This is a genomic window from Flavobacterium sp. (genome assembly GCF_035456085.1).
Taxonomy (GTDB): domain Bacteria; phylum Bacteroidota; class Bacteroidia; order Flavobacteriales; family Flavobacteriaceae; genus Flavobacterium.
Genome location: NZ_DATIDY010000086.1, coordinates 1 through 20,299, shown reverse-complemented (window position 1 = coordinate 20,299; position 20,299 = coordinate 1). Strand labels below are relative to the sequence as shown.

12 protein-coding genes and 1 pseudogene are annotated in these 20,299 nt (G+C 34.5%); 7 read left to right on the top strand and 6 right to left on the bottom strand.

All coding sequences use genetic code 11. The features are described from left to right. The 5 genes and pseudogenes from VLC96_RS06530 to VLC96_RS06510 form a co-directional block, all read right to left on the bottom strand. Positions 1 to 3,921 (bottom strand): annotated as a pseudogene (locus VLC96_RS06530) (hypothetical protein); the annotation flags it as partial. 397 nt (positions 3,922 to 4,318) lie between these two features. Beyond that, on the bottom strand, positions 4,319 to 7,678 hold the full coding sequence (locus VLC96_RS06525; RefSeq protein ID WP_325261502.1) for a PorP/SprF family type IX secretion system membrane protein: 3,360 nt from the start codon (positions 7,676 to 7,678) through the stop codon (positions 4,319 to 4,321). 1 nt (position 7,679) lies between these two features. Further along, positions 7,680 to 9,197 carry a T9SS type B sorting domain-containing protein gene (locus VLC96_RS06520; RefSeq protein ID WP_325261500.1) on the bottom strand — a complete coding sequence of 506 codons (1,518 nt, stop codon included), beginning with the start codon at positions 9,195 to 9,197 and terminating at the stop codon, positions 7,680 to 7,682. Between the two features lie 181 nt (positions 9,198 to 9,378). Continuing rightward, positions 9,379 to 10,668 (bottom strand): beta-helix domain-containing protein, encoded by a 1,290-nt coding sequence (locus VLC96_RS06515; RefSeq protein ID WP_325261498.1) that lies wholly within the window; start codon positions 10,666 to 10,668, stop codon positions 9,379 to 9,381. A 104-nt stretch (positions 10,669 to 10,772) separates the two neighbouring features. Beyond that, positions 10,773 to 11,222 (bottom strand): hypothetical protein, encoded by a 450-nt coding sequence (locus tag VLC96_RS06510; RefSeq protein WP_325261495.1) that lies wholly within the window; start codon positions 11,220 to 11,222, stop codon positions 10,773 to 10,775. A gap of 400 nt (positions 11,223 to 11,622) precedes the next feature. On the opposite strand from VLC96_RS06510, the gene VLC96_RS06505 reads away from it, so the two are divergent. The 4 genes from VLC96_RS06505 to recA all read left to right on the top strand — a co-directional run bounded on the left by VLC96_RS06505 (position 11,623) and on the right by recA (position 15,212). Next, positions 11,623 to 12,756: a DNA polymerase III subunit gene (locus VLC96_RS06505; RefSeq protein WP_325261493.1), complete on the top strand. Its 1,134-nt coding sequence runs from the start codon at positions 11,623 to 11,625 to the stop codon at positions 12,754 to 12,756. 84 nt (positions 12,757 to 12,840) lie between these two features. Beyond that, complete coding sequence (locus tag VLC96_RS06500; protein WP_325261491.1) at positions 12,841 to 13,224, top strand: DoxX family protein; 384 nt, start codon at positions 12,841 to 12,843, stop codon at positions 13,222 to 13,224. Positions 13,225 to 13,312: 88 nt separating this feature from the next. Beyond that, positions 13,313 to 13,825, top strand: a complete 513-nt coding sequence (locus VLC96_RS06495; protein ID WP_325261489.1) for an acyl-CoA thioesterase — start codon at positions 13,313 to 13,315, stop codon at positions 13,823 to 13,825. A gap of 367 nt (positions 13,826 to 14,192) precedes the next feature. Then, positions 14,193 to 15,212 (top strand): recombinase RecA, encoded by a 1,020-nt coding sequence (recA, locus tag VLC96_RS06490; protein WP_325261486.1) that lies wholly within the window; start codon positions 14,193 to 14,195, stop codon positions 15,210 to 15,212. Between the two features lie 95 nt (positions 15,213 to 15,307). On the opposite strand, the gene VLC96_RS06485 is transcribed toward recA, so the two are convergent. Then, positions 15,308 to 16,075, bottom strand: a complete 768-nt coding sequence (locus VLC96_RS06485; RefSeq protein ID WP_325261484.1) for a lysophospholipid acyltransferase family protein — start codon at positions 16,073 to 16,075, stop codon at positions 15,308 to 15,310. Between the two features lie 194 nt (positions 16,076 to 16,269). Between VLC96_RS06485 and trpS the strand changes: the two genes are divergently transcribed. From trpS to VLC96_RS06470, 3 genes are all read left to right on the top strand, one after another. Further along, entirely contained in the window at positions 16,270 to 17,244 is a 975-nt protein-coding gene (gene trpS, locus VLC96_RS06480) for a tryptophan--tRNA ligase (RefSeq protein WP_325261482.1), read from the top strand. 395 nt (positions 17,245 to 17,639) lie between these two features. Continuing rightward, a complete protein-coding gene (gene serA / locus VLC96_RS06475) occupies positions 17,640 to 19,535 on the top strand; it encodes a phosphoglycerate dehydrogenase (RefSeq protein ID WP_325261480.1) in 1,896 nt (631 codons plus the stop codon). Positions 19,536 to 19,614: 79 nt separating this feature from the next. Beyond that, positions 19,615 to 20,299 (top strand): FAD-binding oxidoreductase (locus VLC96_RS06470; protein WP_325261478.1); only part of this gene is annotated, 685 nt, incomplete at its 3' end.

Here is a 20,299-nt window from a genome sequence, read left to right as displayed (position 1 = left end):
CTCCCAGCAATATGCAGAATTAATTCCTGGAGAGGTAGTATCATCTCCTCTACCAAAATCTTCTTGCAATAAATTACTGAAACTAGATACCGTTTTTACATTGTATTGAACTATTACATTGTGATTACCAGAAGGAACATTTGTAAAAACATTACTGTCAATTGGGGAATTTGGTACTATCGGTCCTGTTTTATTTTTTTGCATAAAATACTCATAGGCATAGGTAGTCCCGCCAGATGACGCAGGATTATTAACTATAACCGTTGCCGTTGCGGTACCATCACAATTATAAAGTGTATTAACATTATCGTCAATTACTGGATCTGCAGGTTTTGGATCAAGAGTTACTGTATATGGTATCTGAAACACACAACCGTTACTGTCTCTTACAGCCAAATTGTAAACCCCTTTTGGTACATATTTCTCACTTGAACTTTGCCAAGTGTTACCTCCATCAAAGCTAAATGAATAAGGACTGTTTCCTCCCTCTACATTAGTGATACGTAAAAGTCCTAAAGGTTCCCCTGTAGCGGATGTGCTACAACCTGCCAATTCTCCTACTCCTCCGGAAGCTGTTACCGCTGAAGTCGGACCTGTAATCGTAATAGGAACGGCTGGGGCTGTACAATATTTAGTTTGTTGACCATTCCATTGTGACATGTAAGTGATGCCATATTTTACAACAACATTATAACTTCCTGGATATAAATTATTAAAAATTGGATTTGTGACAAAAGTTGCTCCATTATCAATACTATAAGACAAAGAATAGCCATTAGCCACAATATTATCTATACTAATTTGTGAACCATTTCCATAACATGTACTATTAGTATGATTTACATCATACGTAGGTTTGGCATTATTTGGTACCGTTACTGTTGCTGTTGCATTACAATTGTTTCTATCGACAACTTGAATAGAATATGTTCCTGGTGTTGTAATTATAAATTCTCCACTACTAACATATTCTGTTGAACCACTAATTAAATATTGATATGGTCCATTTCCTCCTTGTGCTGTCACCACAATTTTACCATCACTACAAGCTGTGAGCGGCTCAACTATTGCGGCGGTAGCTTTTACTTCACTTGACGGCTGGTTTATATAAGGATATTGAGAACTATCACAACCGTCTGCGGTGGTCACTCGAACTCGATAACTTTTTCCAGGAGTCTGGTCTACAAAAGTATGATTTGGACTAGAAATAGGTCCTACACTACTTACTAAAGTTGCTCCATCATATAAATAATAAGTATAATCAGGATAACCATTATTAGCAACAACTGTGATACTTCCTCTTTCACCAAAACATAATGGCTGAGTAACCGATGCTGATACATTGAAATTCCTTTGTAGTATTTGAATATTAGGTATTGTAAAAACACAACCATTAACTACTCCGATTTGTCTGATAAAAACAGTATAAAGCCCAGCTGTATTAATTGTAAAACTATTATTTGACACATACGCTGTTGGTGTACTACCATTAGCATTACTAATGCTGTATTCATATCCAGTACCCACCCCACCAACTGTAATATTCCCTTTGGTATTACAAATAATGTCTCTATGTGTTTCTGTTGGTTTTAGTAAATTTTGATATACATTAAAATAGAAACGATTAAAACATCCACCTGGATAATTTAAAGTAAGTCGAAACTGACCCGAAGTGTTTGCAATATAAGCTGACCCGGTTCCAACTTGTGTCCATGTACAGGAGGTACTTTCATTGGCGCAATTCGGATTGGCAACTGCAGCACAACTAGCTTCGTTTAATTTCTCCCAAACTACAGTAGAGCCAGCAGAAACAGAAGAAATGTCAATAACTCTAGTAGCATCACCACCGCACAAAAAGATATTTGGCAGTTCCTTTCCGTCGTTCGGACAGATCACTATCTGATCGGCAACAGGTTTTTGTATAGGGTTATTGGTAACACCTCCAAATCGAGTAACAGTCACCTCTTCTGTAATTGATAAACAAGGAGCAATGGCTGTATTATATACGTAATAAGTTCCAGGATTAGTAACAGTAAGTGTTTGAGAGTTTCCTATAATGGGACCTGTTGTAACGCCACCTTTTGTAAATGGTGCGGTAGACCACTTATAACTACTATAACCATTTGCAGCAGTAAGCACTACGCTGTTCCCGCACAGCACTTCATTTTTAGTAAACTTACAATCGTCAATACCTACTAGAAAATTTGTTGCTTTGGGAGTCAATAAACAGCCCGTATTGGTATTCACACTAGGGTCATCTGAAATGGTAAAATTTGGATTTAAAGTTCCCTTATAAGTAGCAAATGCCTGATTATCGATGCTGTTAGAGCAAGCATCGCTAAGCATATTACAACTTGGCACTACCTGAACTCTTAAACGTATATTTGAAACACCATCACCTACTTCAACAATACTTTTATCAACATCAAAAACGATTTCTCTGGTTGCCGCATTATAACTTTTAACCGTTACTCCTGCTGGCAAACTAATAGAAGATGGATCTGCCGGATAATTGAAAATTGTATTTATAGGCAATATATCGCGAATGGTCACAGAAGTGGCATTATCATTTCCTGTGTTTTGAAGCCCAATAACATAATTTAAAACTTGTCCAAGAGTCACATTTTGATTACCAATATCAACTCCAGCGCTATTCTGAACAATTTTTGTCAATACAACTTTGGGTTCTATAATCTCAACATTAAAAGCATTAAAGAACATACCATATCCGTCCCCTGATGTTCTTAACTCTAACTTAGCCTTAGTATCATTATTAGCGATAATACCATTATTAGCATTATTCAAATTAATAATTCCCGTTTCAAATCCTAAAGTATTTCCACTAGCGGGAGTTCTATCAGTAAAAGCACCAGCTGTCGTATTTATCGTACTGTTAAAGAAATTATCAATAGGTCGATCTGCAGTAGAAATTCTTGTCCCATTAACAAAATAACTATCATTTTTAATATTTACGTCACCCTCAAGAGCTGCAAATGCCAATTTAGCTCTTACAGGACCAGTTGGAATCGTTTTAAATCCTGTTACGTCATATGATAAAGGCGGGCTTGATGCCTGAATCCAACTAAATCCATCATACGAGGTAATATATTTAGCGCTAGCATTGGGGTCTTCATAAACTACGAATAAAGACCAACCTGCCGAAAATCCACCATTAATAGTTCCTCTTCCTGAAATAATATTTGCTAATGTATAGTCACCCTCAATACTTGAAAGATTTTTTATTAATGCAGTAGCATCATAATAATATGCATAAGGAATCTGAGTGCCATTTGAAGTATTCGGGTAATAATCATAAATCAAAGTTCCCGTTATGTCAGAATAAGTAGTTTGACCGGGTATCTTAAGCTTAACCTTACCTAAGTTATTTCTGTTTACACTATTACTCGTAACAGATGGCGTATCATAAATTCCAGCCCAATATATGGCTGCATAAGCCACTTTATAACAACTACGACTAGCCTGCGGCACAGTTAAACGTGCACTACTCGAGCTAAAAGTAGTATTATCGCTATCAACATCAATATATTGCATATTGAGGTCGTTATTATTTTGATCGTCGGCATTAAAAGGATCACTAGGTCTCTCTTTCCTTCCCTCATCACGATTTAGGATATTGTTCCCAATTAGCAACATATCTCCTTTAATAGATTTATCATACCTAGGCGTAAATGGTACTATATTTTGACCTAAAACATCAGAGCTATGTAAAAAGAGGAATAGGACTAATGCAACAATAGCTCTAAACTGATTAACAGAAAAAAAGCTTGTCTTAAAACATAGCCTTCTCTGGCACAATTGCACTTTAAAAGAGGAACTGCTATTGGATAAATCTGTTAAAAATAAACTCTTTAACAGTGATAATAAATAATAAGGCAGGTTAGAAAAAGTAGGTTTTTTCATATGTATTTATGTTTATTTTTATCAATCAACATTCATCCTTTTGAGGCTAAGGAAAAACTCGATTAAATAAAAATTTTTAATTAAACGTCACTTTTTTTATAAAGCGATAATAATAAATGTTTTTTTTATGTTAAAATAAGCTTAAAAATTTAATGTTTTAAGAATAATCTATAACGCAATAAATGTTTTTTTATGATTTATATTACAAAATTATATTAAAAAAAAATAAAAATAAACATTTTAAACCAATATCAAATAAAATTCTAAATTATTTTATCGTAACACAAAATCACTTGATATAGTAACATAAATCAAGTAATAAGTACAGTTTTAATAATCAGAACATAACCTAACAGCTATGAAAGCTGTTAGGTGAAAAATTCAGATTTATTGCTGATTATTTATCAATTTTTACAATAACCATTTTGCCATTATAAGGTTTACTTCCCTTGGCAGAAAGCGCTTCTGTTGCTTCTTGAATATTATCAAACTTATCAGTATAAATAAAATACTTACTCGAATTCACATCATAGAAGAAATTCACATTTGGTTGTCCGGCAGCAACTGTTTTTGTAACAAACGCATCACGTTTTTGAACATCTGAATGAACGGCCAAGATTACGTAATATCCGCTTTCAAGATTCTTATTATTTTTAATAATCTGCATGTTTGCCTGGTTTTCGCCAAAATCAAAATCCTCGGCTTTTAATGGTACGCTACTCACTTTGGTGGTTGCTTTAATTTGTTTCAAAGTAGCCATATCTTGTGTATAACGATCTTGATCATTTGTTGTAATTGCACGCTTGATTCTACGTTTTTTCTCTATTTCTGTTTCGACCTTAATTTTCTCTAAAGTTGCGATTAAAGCAGCATTTGATTGTTCTGTTTTAAGTTGTTCTGCTTTTAAATTCTCAATAGTTTTCAAATAATTTTGATTAATAAGATCGTTTTTAGGAGTCTTTTTAATTCTTTCATTATAAAGTCTATTGAACTCAGCCAAATTATCAGCTTGAGACTTACTAAGTTCAGCAATTTGAGCTCTAATAGATTCTAATTCGGCATTCTCTCCTGCAGTACTTTTGAATTCAACTGTATTTTTTACAATTCCTTGATCGCTCAAATCATTTTCTTCTCTCATTTCTCTCAATGCCTTTTCTTTATTAGCCACAGAAGCATCCAAACGACTTAACAATTGTTGCTGTTTTCTCTTAGAGCTTTCCACAATACTAGCTAAATTATCCATTGCTTTGCCGTTCTCATCTTTAGGCATTGCGTCTGCCTTGGCTTTAGCTAAGGCTTCAACTGCGAGTTTAGCAGCAGCAGCGGCTTCAATTTTGTCTTGTTCTGCTTGAGCAGCAGCTTTGGCTTCGGCCTCGGCTTTGGCTTTAGCGTCAGCAGCTAGTTTCGCAGCAGCAGCTTCGGCGTCAGCCTTGGCTTTTGCAGCTGCAGCTAATTTTGCGGCGGCGGCTTCTGCGTCTGCTTTAGCTTTATTATCCGCAGCTAGTTTTGCAGCAGCAGCATCTGCCTCAGCTTTAGCTTTGGCATCTGCAGCTAATTTCGCGGCAGCAGCCTCTGCGTCTGCTTTAGCTTTTGCAGCAGCAGCTAGTTTGGCAGCTTCGGCATCGGCTTTGGCTTTATTGTCAACAGCAAGTTTAGCGGCGGCAGCTTCGGCATCAGCTTTCGCTTTAGCTTCTGCGGCAAGTTTGGCAGCAGCAGCTTCTGCATCGGCTTTAGCTTTTGTTTCTGCAGCTAGCTTGGCAGCAGCGGCTTCAGCATCAGCTTTGGCTTTTGTTTCTGCAGCCAGTTTTGCAGCAGCGGCCTCTGCATCAGCTTTGGCTTTTGTTTCAGCAGCAAGTTTCGCAGCAGCAGCTTCGGCATCGGCTTTAGCTTTTGTTTCTGCAGCAAGTTTAGCGGCAGCAGCTTCTGCATCGGCTTTAGCTTTTGTTTCTGCAGCTAGTTTCGCGGCAGCAGCCTCTGCATCAGCTTTGGCTTTATTGTCAGCAGCAAGTTTAGCGGCAGCAGCTTCAGCATCGGCTTTAGCTTTTGTTTCTGCAGCTTGTTTTGCAGCAGCGGCTTCTGCATCCGCTTTGGCTTTATTATCAGCAGAAAGTTTCACAGCAGCAGCTTTTGCATCAGCTTTAGCTTTTGCTTCTGCTGCAAGTTTTGCAGCGGCAGCCTCAGCATCGGCTTTGGCTTTATTTTCAGCGGCAAGTTTTGCAGCAGTAGCTTCCGCATCAGCTTTGGCTTTATTGTCAGCAGCAAGTTTTGCGGCGGCGGCTTCGGCATCAGCTTTAGCTTTATTGTCAGCAGCTAATTTAGCAGCAGCAGCCTCAGCAGCAGCTTTAGCTTTAGCATCTGCAGCTAGTTTTGCCGCAGCAGCTTCAGCATCCGCTTTGGCTTTATTATCAGCAGAAAGTTTCACAGTAACAGCTTTTGCATCAGCTTTTGCTTTTGCTTCTGCAGCAAGTTTTGCAGCGGCAGCCTCAGCATCGGCTTTGGCTTTATTTTCAGCGGCAAGTTTTGCAGCGGCATCTGCCTTTGCTTTATTATCAGCAACTAATTTAGCAGCACTAGCTTCGGCGTCTGCTTTAGCTTTGGCATCAGAATTTAATTTAGCTTTAGTTATTGGGTCTGGTTTTTTATTTGCCAATGCTAATGCTGCAGCGGCATCGGCTTTGGCTTTGGCGGCAGCAGCCAATTTCAATTTATTGGCTTCAGCTATTTTAGCTTTTTGAGCCAATTTAGCATCAGCAACAGCTTTTGTATCTGCTTTAGGTGCAGCAGCTACCTTTTTTTGCACTGGTGCTGGTTCAATTAATGCACCTTCTTCTTCATCATCACCATAATCAAAATTGGTGTTTTTAAACTTATAAGCTAATACAATTATATGTGAACCTCCCAGTTGGGAAATATCACCAAGGCCTACACCATAAGAGTATTCCAAAGCTATTTTTGGAGTAATATTTAAACCAAAACCAGCTGTTGCCCCCAAAACAGAATGATATCCTCCTTGAACCCAAATCCCTTTTGGAATGGTAAACATTGCGGATCCAGAAAATATTGTTTTTTCTTTAGTGACTTCTGTTTTCAGCAGGCCGGAGAACTTACTTTTGTCAAAAAAACCATAAGAATCTAAATAACCTGTATACATTACGTGTCCTTCTATTCCTTGATTTGGATCATCTTTTAGAATCCCCGACTTAAAATTATAAGTCACAAGATTATTAAGCGCTAACCCAAAATCTAAAAAAGCAGTTCCATAATTAATTCCCGGGCTAATTGTCATTAATGTATTCGTTGGAATATTATCTAAAGAAGGATCAGGAATAGAAATTACTTTTCCTTGATCCAAACCACTTCTGTAAGCACTCACATTAATACCAAATGTCAAGTTACTATCTTCCTGTAAAAAAATATTGTGAGCAAAGTTTGCTAATATACCTGTCGTACTTAATACTCCTTCATTTTGTTTGAAAATACCAAGTCCAACTCCCTCATTTTCTCTAAATCTGCCCGAATAACTTAACAAATAAGTTTTCGGAGCATCTTCAAAACCTGCCCATTGAGTCTTATTAAATAAAGTAATATAAGCACTTTGTTGTCGAACAAAACTAAAAGTTGGATTAATAACAAATGAATTAAATTTCAGAGAGTTACCTGGCGGAATAGCGAAAGACACTACACCATCCTCCTGTTGAGCATAAAAAACATGAGTAGTACAGCAAAAAAAGATAAGTGTAAATAAAATCTTTTTCATATTATTTCAGAAGAGTTATAGAACCCTTTTTGGCAGACCCGCCATTTGGAGTAATTATATAATAATAAACAGGGTTGAAATTTTTAAATTCAATATTGGATTGCGGCCAACCATTTGAATTATCATAATTGTCGGTTTCAAAAACTATTTCCCCCAAAGAGCTCAAAATAACAACATGTGTATTTGTATTGTTATAAATATTAGGAATAATCCAAGTATCGTTAATTCCATCATTATTTGGAGTAATAATATTGGAGATCTTTGGTACATTATAATCTATAACCGAACTGTATTTAACAATAAAAGACGTGGTACAGCCAGAAATAACTACTTTATAATTACCAGCAATGGTAATATCAAGTGTGTTTTGTGTTGCTCCATCTATTGCTTCATTGTTATGAAACCATTGATAAGTAGGATTTGAAACAGTAGCCGTAGCAGTAACAGTTAACGGATCGCCTCCTTGGGCTACTGACAATGTTTCTCCTTCGCTAACTTCTTTACCATTAGCAGTAATTGTTGCTGTAGTCTTTAAATCAATTGACGCTGTAGCTTTACAACCACCAAAATCAATATCACACGTATATATTCCAGCGCTATTGGTTTTATAGGTTTGGTCTGTCGCTCCAACAATAACTGCACCATCTTTTTTCCAAACATACGAATTACCTGCAGCTGCAGTCAAAGTAGTGTTTTCAGAACCTGAACAAAAAGGGTTTCCCAAGCTCGATGTTATCGAAGAACTACCACCACTACCAGATGAACTACTTACAATGACTTCTTGAGATCTAAAATTAACATCTGTACACGGACCATAATTTAATTCTGCATAATACACTCCAGGTGAATTAACAGTCAATGAACTTGAAGATTGTCCAGAAATTAAAACACCGTCTTTATACCAATTATATTTTAACTGGGGAAAATTGGCTGGTGAAGAATTTATATCAGATGGAGTTGGATTATAAACTGTTAATGTAACACTTCCTCCATTACAAAAACTGATTGTTGGTTTTTTATCATTAATAAAAAAAGCGCCATTGTAGGACTTATAATATGCAGGGAAAGATTTTTTACTTACTGTTCCATAAATAGTAAAACTTGAAGGACTTAATATACCAGTACTACTTTTAACACGCAATTCATAATTATCAGACCCAATTAAATTAGTTGGTATTGCAAAAGTTAATGTCTTATCTGTTGCTGTGTCAGGAGGTGTTCCTTCAAGAGGACTCAAAGGTATAGTCGCAATTGGAGAAGAAAAAGAACCCGATGGATCAGATAAAACTACAGAAAACGTCACACTTGGATCAAAACCCGAAACAATAAATTGTGCTTGATATTCATTAAAAACTTTACTTTGATCGGTGGGATGTGGCCCTCCTGCACATATTTTATCAAAAGGTAATTTTTGGGGAGAAATTGTCTGTGCAAATAATGATCCTATTGGTAAAACCAATAAAATCAAAAAAAACAGGAATTTACTAAAAGGGAATACGGGTATAGTTTCGCTTTTCATAGGTTATATTTATTGTTTTGGGATGGGGCTATCCTATTTGCAAATCGCTGATTATTAAACTTTACATCAGTTTATATGGATTTACGAAAACAATTGAAACACTTTTTTAAGTAATAAAATGAAAGCCAAACCTACAATTTTAAGGTCTAACTTTCATTTCATCTAAATTTCAAAATGTATTTTATTTAGTAGAAGCTGTAAATTTAGTAAGCGCTAGTCTAAAGTCTGGTCTTTTAGGGTTATTAAAATCATTGAATGTTTCAGCATTAGAAGTTTTCGAATACAAATTAAAGAAAATACTATTACCATAATAACTCTCTAAATCTTCATTATTCAAAGAACCTTCGGAAAATATATTTCCACTACAGTTATTTAAATACATCTCTTCAATTCTGATTTTCTTAAGATTTTTATCGTTGATTTCGATTTTTGTATCTAAAAGAACAGCTGGTTTGAAACCTGATATTACGCTTTTTCTTAATACAAGTGTAGTGTTCTCTGCAACATAAACTGCCTCTTTTACCAATCCCGCTTTAATATCAGCTTCAATATTCTCACTATCATTTAACATTGTAAGATTAGTAGCCGTAAGAGATGTTTGTTTTTTAGTAAAATCCATATTCTCCTTCTTTAAATAAGAAGAAACGTCAATACAACGAGAACCATTACTATCACTAATATAAGATGATCTAATCACTAATGAGTTATCAATCTTAGCCTGAGCTCCTGTTGAAAATTTAAAATCAATTCCATTACATTTATATGAAACAATTTTTGCCATTACTGGTTCACCACCCTGAACTTCAAAAGCATTTCCGGCAGCATAACTTACCATGATGTTTTCTAAGATAGTTTTATTACCAATCCCTCCAAGTAATATAGCATTAAAACTATCTGCTCCTCTGGCTTTTTTCCCAGCATATTCAACTCTTACGAATTTCATTACTCCTGACGAACTTGCAGGATTAGTACCTCCATAAGTTGTTAATGTAGGATCTAAATCGTCATAATTATACGAAGTATATACACCGAATTTATTAATAGGAGCATCTCCAAGAATTACAATTCCTCCCCAGTCACCAGCTTTTTTAAGACTTTTATTTGAGGTGAAAACGATTGGATCTGTTTCAGAACCTTCGGCAATGATTTGAGCACCTTTAGTAATTATTAAAGTTCCTCTAGATTCAGCATCACCGATAATTATCGTTCCTGGATCAATAGTAAGTACAGCATTGTTTGTAACATATACATTACCTTGAATAATGTATACATCCTTTTTTGTTAATCTTGTATTTACTGTGATATTACCAGCAAGAATTTGAGTTGCCTCGCCATAATCGGCTTTAGCTGGTTTAAATTCAGTCCAATTGTTTAACCAATTACTTGGTCCAAAAATTCCTTTCTCTTGTTGTGCGCTTACGCTGCTAACAACTGCAAGGAAAACCCATATCAATAGCGATTTAGTTTTCATAGGTTTGGGGTATTAATTTTTTAATTTAACCTCTGTAGGCAGAGTTGGAGACTCATATAGAGTTATAGGTCAGTCTTAAAAAATAGTAAAATTTTCTAAATATATTATTGTGCTTCTAAATCACGTAATGATTTTAATGTTTGCTCGTAAAACAAAATTGCGTTTACAAGTTGTCCTTTATCACAAAATGGCAACATTTTTCTTAAATAATCAACAGTGATATCTAAATATGTATTTGTTGCTTCTTTTTCTAAATCTAAAGCTTTTTTATTGTCAGCTGTATCAGGAATTCCTAAATCTGTCATAGTAACTCCTGGCTTAGTTGCTAAACCAATTTTTGGTAAAATTCTAATAATTACCTTCATACGCTCAATGTACAATTCCACTAATTCTCCTTTTGATAAAGCTTTTAATGTTTTATCATCATTATACGTACGGATAGATGCACTTGTACTGATAATACTTTGTGGCATATTTGGTTTTGCTTGTGCTAAACACTTTGAAGAGCTCAATGCAAACATGCATATACCGAAAAGAAAAATTCTCACTTTCATAACTTGGGGATTTAAATAATTAATAAAAACAAAAATATACAATTAAATTGAATTTGCAAGTTCTGAAAAATAAAATATACATAATTTTAGTGATAAAATTCGTTAATATATACCGTATAACCCATTAAATCAACTATTTAACCTATATCAGAAGTAGTTTAAAAAAGATAAAAATATAATTAATTTAACTAATTGCAGATAATTTTCTTGTTAAATTTACAGCCAAAACTAAAAATTAAATAGTTTCAACGATACTAGTCTGAAAGTTATCAACACATAATGGTTAAAAAAACACCATCCCTTGATTAATCTTGATAGTATTGCGTTAAAAAGTTAAAGAGTAGGAACATAAAACTGTTATAAAATTTTTGAAACTATCATTTTCTCCTATCTTTGTCACATGCAATTCTCAAAAATTTTAGGACAAGAATACATCAAAAGTCACTTGACAAAAAGTGTCGATTTGGGTAGAATTCCTCATGCTCAATTATTTGTAGGACCTGAAGGCAGCGGAACTTTGCCAATGGCTATTGCTTATGCACAATATGTTTTATGTAATTCTATACAAGGAGAGAACGAATCTTGCATTCTTAAATTCGAAAAAATCTCTCACCCGGATTTGCATTTTATTTATCCTACTGTATCTAATGAGGAGATAAAACAAAAACCAAAAAGTATTGATTTCATTGCAGAGTGGAGAGAATTTATTTTGGAGAATCCTTATGGCGGACTATTTGATTGGTATGCAAAACTGGATGTGCAAAATAAACAAGGAGAAATTCGTGTAGATGATGCTCAAGAAATTTTAAAATCACTTTCATTAAAATCATACGAAGGTGGTTATAAAATAATGATCATTTGGATGGCGGACAAAATGAATATTGCAGCCTCCAATAAACTACTCAAATTACTTGAAGAACCGCCTGAAAAAACTGTTTTTATTCTTATTTCTGAAAATGAAGAAGATATTATTCAAACGATAAGATCACGATGTCAGATAACTCATTTTAATGGCTTAAGCGAACAGACAATTGCTAATGCTTTGATGGAAGAAGAACAAATCGAACATAAAGAAGCATTAAAAATTGCTCATCAATCGCAAGGAAATTATAACAAAGCGTTACAACTATTAAATGATGATGAAGCATCTCCTTTTGAACAATGGTTTGTTACTTGGGTCAGGGCAGCCTTTAAAGCGAAAGGAAATGCGGCGGCAATACAAGATTTGATAGAATGGAGCGAACATATTGCAGGATTAGGAAGAGAGACTCAAAAAAAATTTCTTCAGTTTTGTATTGAAATGTTTCGCCAGGCTTTGCTTCTCAATTATGAAGCCAAACAGCTTGTATATATTGAAACAAAAGTAGATAAATTCAAACTGCAGAATTTTGCTCCTTTTGTAAATGGCAATAATATTAATGACATCTTTAAGGAATTATCAGACGCGATGTATCATATTGAACGAAATGGAAATGCTAAAATAATTTTGACAGATTTATCGATACGACTTACTCGTTTAATTCATAAAAAATAAATTCATGACTTTAGCATAATCAAAGTTTTTGCAATAAGGAAGCGTTAAAACATGACCAAATAAGGAAACTATAAATATCTACATATGAATAATATTGCCTCAATCTTATTATTAGTTTTTTTAGCTATCACTTTTTTACAATCTTCTCAGGAAAAATTATTTCATTGGAAAGATAATGTAAATTGGCTTAAAGAACATTTTAAAGAAACACCTTTACGAAATCAAGTGCCTTTGGCTTTGCTTAATCTATTGGTATTAGAATTGATTTCGGGAATTTTATGTACCGTTGGTGCAATAGAACTTGCGCTAAATAGTGGCAGAGTATATGGATTATATGGAGCCATTTTTTCAAGCATCACTTTAATTATGATGTTATTTGGACAAAGATTAGCCAAAGATTACGATGGAGCAAGAACTATTGTTTTGTATTTTATTCCTACAATTATGGCGGTATATTGGTTGAACTAGATTGATTTCAAGATTATAATCAATAGCTAAATACAAAAACAGTTTTTAAATAACAGTAAATAAAAATTTAAATCATTCACAACAAAAAATGACACCAAAACATCCTTCTGAATCCTTAACCATATTGACTGATTTGGTTTTACCAAGCGAAACCAATCCTTTGAATAATTTATTTGGAGGAGAATTATTGGCCAGAATGGATCGTGCTGCGAGTATTGCTGCCGGAAGACATTCGCGTCGCATTGGTGTAACTGCATCTGTGAATCATGTGGCTTTCAACAAAGCTGTCCCGCTTGGAAGTGTTGTTATTATTGAAGCTAAAGTTTCCAGAGCGTTCAAAACTTCGATGGAAATTTATTTGGATGTTTGGGTTGAAGACCGTCAATCAGGTAACCGCACTAAAGCGAATGAAGCAATTTACACTTTTGTGGCTGTTGATGATTCGGGAAGACCTGTTGAAGTTCCAGCAATTGATCCTGAGACAGAATTGGAAAAACAACGCTATGATGCGGCTTTGAGAAGAAAACAATTGAGTTTGGTATTGGCAGGCAAAATGAATCCGCATGACGCAACTGAATTGAAAGCATTGTTTATGGAGTAAAATTTAAATTATCTATTTATAGTATTTTAACGACATTTAAGTTTTGTTTTAATATCTGAAATAACCTGAAACCTAAAATTTATTAATGAACCGTCTTTGCGTGAGGGATAGGAGCAAACTACCGAAGTAGTGCGGATAGCCCGACCTCGTTAAGGAAATGGGCGAATAAGCGGTTCTAAAAGTTAGCCCATTTTCTTAACGAGGTCGGGCCCAAATGAGCAATTTTAAACTGAAGAGATAAAACGAAAATCCTTTTGTTGTTAAAAAATCGTTTATTGTGGCTTCGAAAAAAAAAAGTATTTTTACGAAAATAAAATTAATTCATGTCCCTATTTTAAAGTAGGTAAATCATATAAACAGAAGAAAAATGAAAGAAAAAACCAGTTCGGACAAAGAGGCAAAGTTAAAAGCACTGCAACTTACTCTTGACAAATTAGACAAAACCTACGGAAAAGGAACTGTAATGAAAATGGGCGACAAAGCCATTGAGGAAGTAGAAGTTATTTCATCAGGATCTTTGGGAGTTGATTTAGCTTTGGGTGTAAATGGATATCCAAAAGGGAGAATTATCGAAATATTTGGGCCAGAATCTTCTGGTAAAACTACTTTGACTTTACACGCTATTGCTGAAGCACAAAAGGCTGGGGGAATTGCAGCTTTTATTGATGCAGAACATGCTTTTGATAGAAATTATGCTGAAAAATTGGGGGTTGACATCGAAAATCTGATTATTTCACAACCAGATAACGGAGAACAAGCATTAGAAATTGCTGAGAATTTGATTCGTTCCGGAGCTATTGATATTGTTGTTATTGACTCGGTTGCTGCTTTGACTCCAAAAAGCGAAATTGAAGGCGAAATGGGAGATTCTAAAATGGGTCTTCACGCACGTTTAATGTCTCAGGCTTTGAGAAAATTGACTGGAACGATTAGCAAAACAAATTGTACGGTATTTTTTATCAACCAATTAAGAGAGAAAATTGGAGTAATGTTTGGAAATCCTGAAACTACTACTGGAGGTAATGCCTTGAAGTTTTACGCTTCGGTACGTCTAGATATTCGTCGTTCAACACAGATTAAAGATGGTGAAAACGTAATTGGAAACAGAACCAAAGTTAAAATCGTAAAAAACAAAGTGGCTCCGCCTTTTAAAGTTGCTGAATTTGATATTATGTACGGTGAAGGTGTTTCGAAAACAGGTGAAATATTGGATCTTGCCGTTGAATTTGAGATCATCAAAAAATCAGGTTCTTGGTTTAGCTATGGTGAAACAAAATTAGGACAAGGTCGTGATGCTGTTAAATCATTGATTAAAGACAATCCGGAATTGGCAGATGAACTGGAAGTGAAAATTAAGGCTCAGATTAAAGAATTAGCTGACGCTTAAAAACAAAAAGTCCGTAATTTGAATTGCCCCTAAATAGTGTATAACTTTTTGGGGGCAATTTTATTATAAACTAGTACCTTTTAGAACAAAACAATTCATTTTTCTTTCAAAGCATCTTTAGCTTGAAACGCAATCAATTCATTATATATTAAATCGCGAACCTTTTCACGTAAATCCTTTCTGTCAATGGGTTCTCCGGTCGGAGTAACTGTTTCAACGGGTGGTAACATTTTTGCACGCATTAATCCGGGACTGCCGCTGTAAAAAGTGTAGGATAATCTCTTTTTATTATCTGGGAAAATTAATGGCACAATTGGTAAATGATGTTCTGATGCTAAACGAAAAGCTCCATCTTTGAACGTATCTAATATAATAGACTCATCATGCGGAACACCGCCTTCTGGAAAAATACAAATACTTAAACCTCGATCTATTCTTTTCTGAGCCTGATCAAAAACTTTCATTCTACTTTTAGCACAACTTCTGTCAACCAGAATACTTGTCCTTTTATAGAAAAAACCAAACAATGGAATTTTTGCCAATGACATTTTTCCAACAAAAACAAAAGGGTTTTCAACCACAGCAAGCATCAACATAATATCGGTCATTGATGAATGATTGGCTACGAACATGTAGCTTTTTTTTCGATCTAATTTCTGAAGTTTTTCAACTTTGTAATAAAAACCCATCCCAAAAAGAACACATTTGGCCCAAATTCGGGACATTTTAAAAAAATAAGGATAACCGCTTTCGGTCAATATTGAAGCCACCAAAAAAGGAAGCATTATCAAGATTGGTATGAGCATTACTACATAAAACCAAACTCTCCAAACAGACCACAATATTTTTTTTATACTTTTCATGTGTTTTTAATAATTGATTTTAAAATGTCACATGTAATTCGCATGTCATCATCCTTTTTTACGACAAAATTTAATATTATGTTCTTTTTATGCTGCCAAAAATAGGCAAACTTGTGGAAAATTTGACAAAAGAATTAACTTTGCGAAAAAATAATATACTTCATCATAATCATACGTGATTTAAAAAAATAAAAATGGCAAAAATACTAACAGGCGTACAAAGTACAGGTACTCCACATTTGGGGAACTTATTGGGCGCAATTATTCCAGCAATCGAACTATCTAATAAACCAGAAAACGAATCCTTTCTTTTCATAGCCGATTTGCACTCTATTACACAAATCAAAAATGGCGAAGAATTAAGAGCCAACACGTATAGTACTGCTGCTGCTTGGTTAGCATGCGGTTTGGACATAAACAAAGTGATTTTTTACCGTCAGTCTGATGTTGCGCAAACTGCTGAATTGACTTGGTATTTGAGCTGCTTTTTTCCGTTCCAACGTTTGACATTGGCACATTCTTTCAAAGACAAATCGGATCGTTTGGAAGATGTTAATGCTGGTTTGTTTACGTATCCAATGCTGATGGCTGCTGATATTTTATTGTATGATGCAGAATTTGTTCCTGTTGGAAAAGATCAATTGCAACATTTAGAAATTACTCGTGATGTTGCCTCTCGTTTCAACCATCAAATGGGAGAAACTTTTGTTATTCCAGAAGCTAAAATTCAGGAAAACAGCATGCTGATTCCGGGAACAAATGGTGGAAAAATGAGTAAATCTGCTAATAATTTCATCAATATATTTTTGGATGATAAAGCGTTACGCAAACAAATCATGAGTATCGAAACCGACAGTACTCCACTTGAAGAACCTAAGAATCCGGATACTTGTAATTGCTTTACGCTTTACAAATTGTTGGCAAATGAAGAGCAAATCGAAGCAATGAGAGCAAATTATTTAGGCGGAAATTATGGTTATGGTCACGCCAAACAAGCTTTGTTTGAATTAATTTTAGAAAAATTCAAAACCGAAAGAGAAAAGTACAACTACTACATTAATAATCTTCCAGAAGTGGATGCTTTATTGAAAAAAGGAGCAGCAAAAGCAGGAGTTATTGCTGATGGTGTTTTAGCAAGAGTAAGAGAGAAATTAGGCTTTGAGGTTTAGGTAGTTCTCTAAGACTCTGAGAATACTCAAAACGGTGCAAACAATTTTATTAGCCCACGATTAAAATCGTGGGCTATTTTATTTACAGAAAACTTCACATTCAAGTTTTTTACATCAAATCGAGACAAGTTATTTCTTTTTTGGTGGAATATTATGATCTTTTAAGAAGAATGCAGTAAAGAAATTATTTTTTTAATAAATAAAACAAAATTTAAAATTGATTTTGATTGATTAAATTTAATAATACACGCCTAAAAACAGTATTTATAACAATAACTTAATTTCTCGTTAAACAGGGCAGTATTATACCAATAAATTTTTAGAATAACAATCGAGAGGTTATCTTTGCACAAAAAATTGACAAATAATTTCTATTTGTGAAAAACACTAAAAAGATGACAGAAAATCAGGAAACATTTATATTCGATTTTGACAGTACTTTTATTAAAGTTGAGGCACTAGATGTATTATGCGAAGTAATTTACCAAAATAGTGCAGCTGGAGAACAAATATTAAGCGAAATCCAAAGGTTAACAGACCTTGGGATGGAAGGAAAATTGTCTCTAAAAGAATCATTGACTAAAAGAATTCAATTATTACAAGCCAATAGAGACCATATTGGAAGTGTAATTGAAGAATTAAAAAAGAAAGTAACTGCTTCTGTAATTAGAAACAGAACTTTTTTTAAACAACATTCTGATAATATTTATATCATTTCGAATGGTTTTAAAGAAATCATCATTCCTATCGTTTCAGAATACGGAATCAAACCAGAGAACGTTTTGGCCAATACTTTCAAATTTGACCATGATGGTAAAATAATCGGTTTTGATGAAAAAGACGAATTGTGCGAAAACCAAGGAAAAGTAAAAAAAATCAAATCATTAGCCCTAAAAGGCGAAGCAATAATGATTGGAGATGGTTATACTGATTATGAAACTCTTGAAGGTGGAGCTGTTAGCAAATTCTTTGCTTTTACAGAAAATGTAAGCCGTAAAATTGTGGTTGACAAAGCCGATCAAGTAGCACCATCATTGGATGAAATCCTTTATGAACTATCCTATAAAGCATCTGTTTCTTATCCAAAAAATAGAATTAAAGTTTTATTATTAGAAAATATTCATCCAGACGCTGTTACTATTTTTGAACACGAAGGATATTCAGTAGAAACGATGAAAGGTTCTTTGAATGAGGATGAATTAATAGAAAAGATAAAAGACGTTTCGATTTTAGGTATCCGTTCTAAAACGCATGTTACTGCAAAAGTTTTGGAACATGCCAAAAAATTACATGCTGTAGGAACGTTCTGTATTGGAACAAACCAAGTTGACTTAACAGCTTGTAGCTTGAAGGGTATTTCGGTTTTCAATGCACCTTATAGCAATACCAGATCAGTTGTAGAATTGGCTTTGGGACAAATTATTATGTTAGTTCGTAATACTTTTGAAAAAAGCAAATTAATGCACCAAGGAATTTGGGACAAATCTGCTACAAATAGCGTTGAAATTCGTGGTAAAAAATTAGGTTTGGTAGGATACGGAAGTATCGGATCACAACTTTCTATTGTTGCCGAAGCATTGGGTATGAAAGTATTTTTCTATGATGCTGTTGACAGATTAGCTCTTGGAAATGCTAAAAAATGTTCTTCATTAAAAGAATTACTATCTCTTTCTGATGTAGTTTCATTACACGTTGATGGTCGCCCAAGCAATAAAAATTTAATTGATGCTGCAGCTTTTGAATACATGAAACCTGGTGTTATCTTTTTAAATCTTTCAAGAGGTCATGTTGTTGATATCCCAGCTTTGGTAGCCAACTTAAAAAGTGGCAAAATACACGGCGCGGCAGTCGATGTTTTCCCTGAAGAACCAAAGAACAACGACGAACCTTTTGTTTCTGAATTAATCGGAATGAAAAATGTAATATTGACGCCTCACATCGGTGGAAGTACTGAAGAAGCGCAAGAAGACATCGGACATTATGTTGCCAACAAAATCATCAATTACATCAATACCGGAACGACTTACGGAAGTGTAAACCTTCCTGAAATTCAGTTACCAGAGCTTCAAAGTGCACACAGAATCATGCACATTCATGAAAATGTAAAAGGTATTTTGGCTCAGATTAACAATATCCTTTTAGAATATGACAACAATATTTTGGGTCAATATCTAAAAACGAATGAAACGTTGGGTTATGTAATTACCGATATCGATAATTTCCACAATCCTGATTTGGAGAAAAAATTAAAAGAGATTCCAAATACCATTCGATATAGAATTCTATATTAAATAATTTTAAATTTCAGGTTTTAGAATTCAGATTTCAACGAATTTTAAAACCTGAAATTTTATATATAAAATCACCAAAATGAACCTTCAAAATCTTGAAAAGCAATTAGATGGAAAGTTATTGTACGATCAAACTATTCGTACACTATATGCCACTGATGCAAGTGCTTACAAAGAAATGCCTTTGGCAGTAGCCATTCCAAAAACTAAAGAAGATATTCAAAAAATTATTGCTTTTGCAAGAGAAAACAAAAGTAGTGTAATTCCGCGTGCGGCAGGAACATCACTTGCCGGACAAGTTGTAGGAAATGGAATTGTGGTTGATATTTCACAAGAATTCACCAAGATTCTTTCGGTTGATCCTATTGAAAAATCGGCTTGGGTAGAACCAGGGGTGATTCGTGATGAATTGAATATCCATTTAAAACAGTACAAATTATTTTTCGGACCAGAAACCTCAACCAGTAACCGTTGTATGATTGGTGGAATGGTCGGAAACAATGCCTGCGGTGCGAGATCGGTTATTTATGGTTCAACCCGTGAACATTTATTGGAAATTAAAGGGTTTTTAGCCGATGGAAATGAAGTGACATTTGGCGAATTAACTAATGCCGAATTTGAAGACAAATGCAACGGAATAAATGTTGTTAGTCCTTTGGAACAAAACATTTATTTGCAAGCCAAAGAATTATTGGGTTCAGCATCAAACAGAGCTTTATTTGACGAAAATTATCCAAAGAAATCTATTCCAAGAAGAAATACAG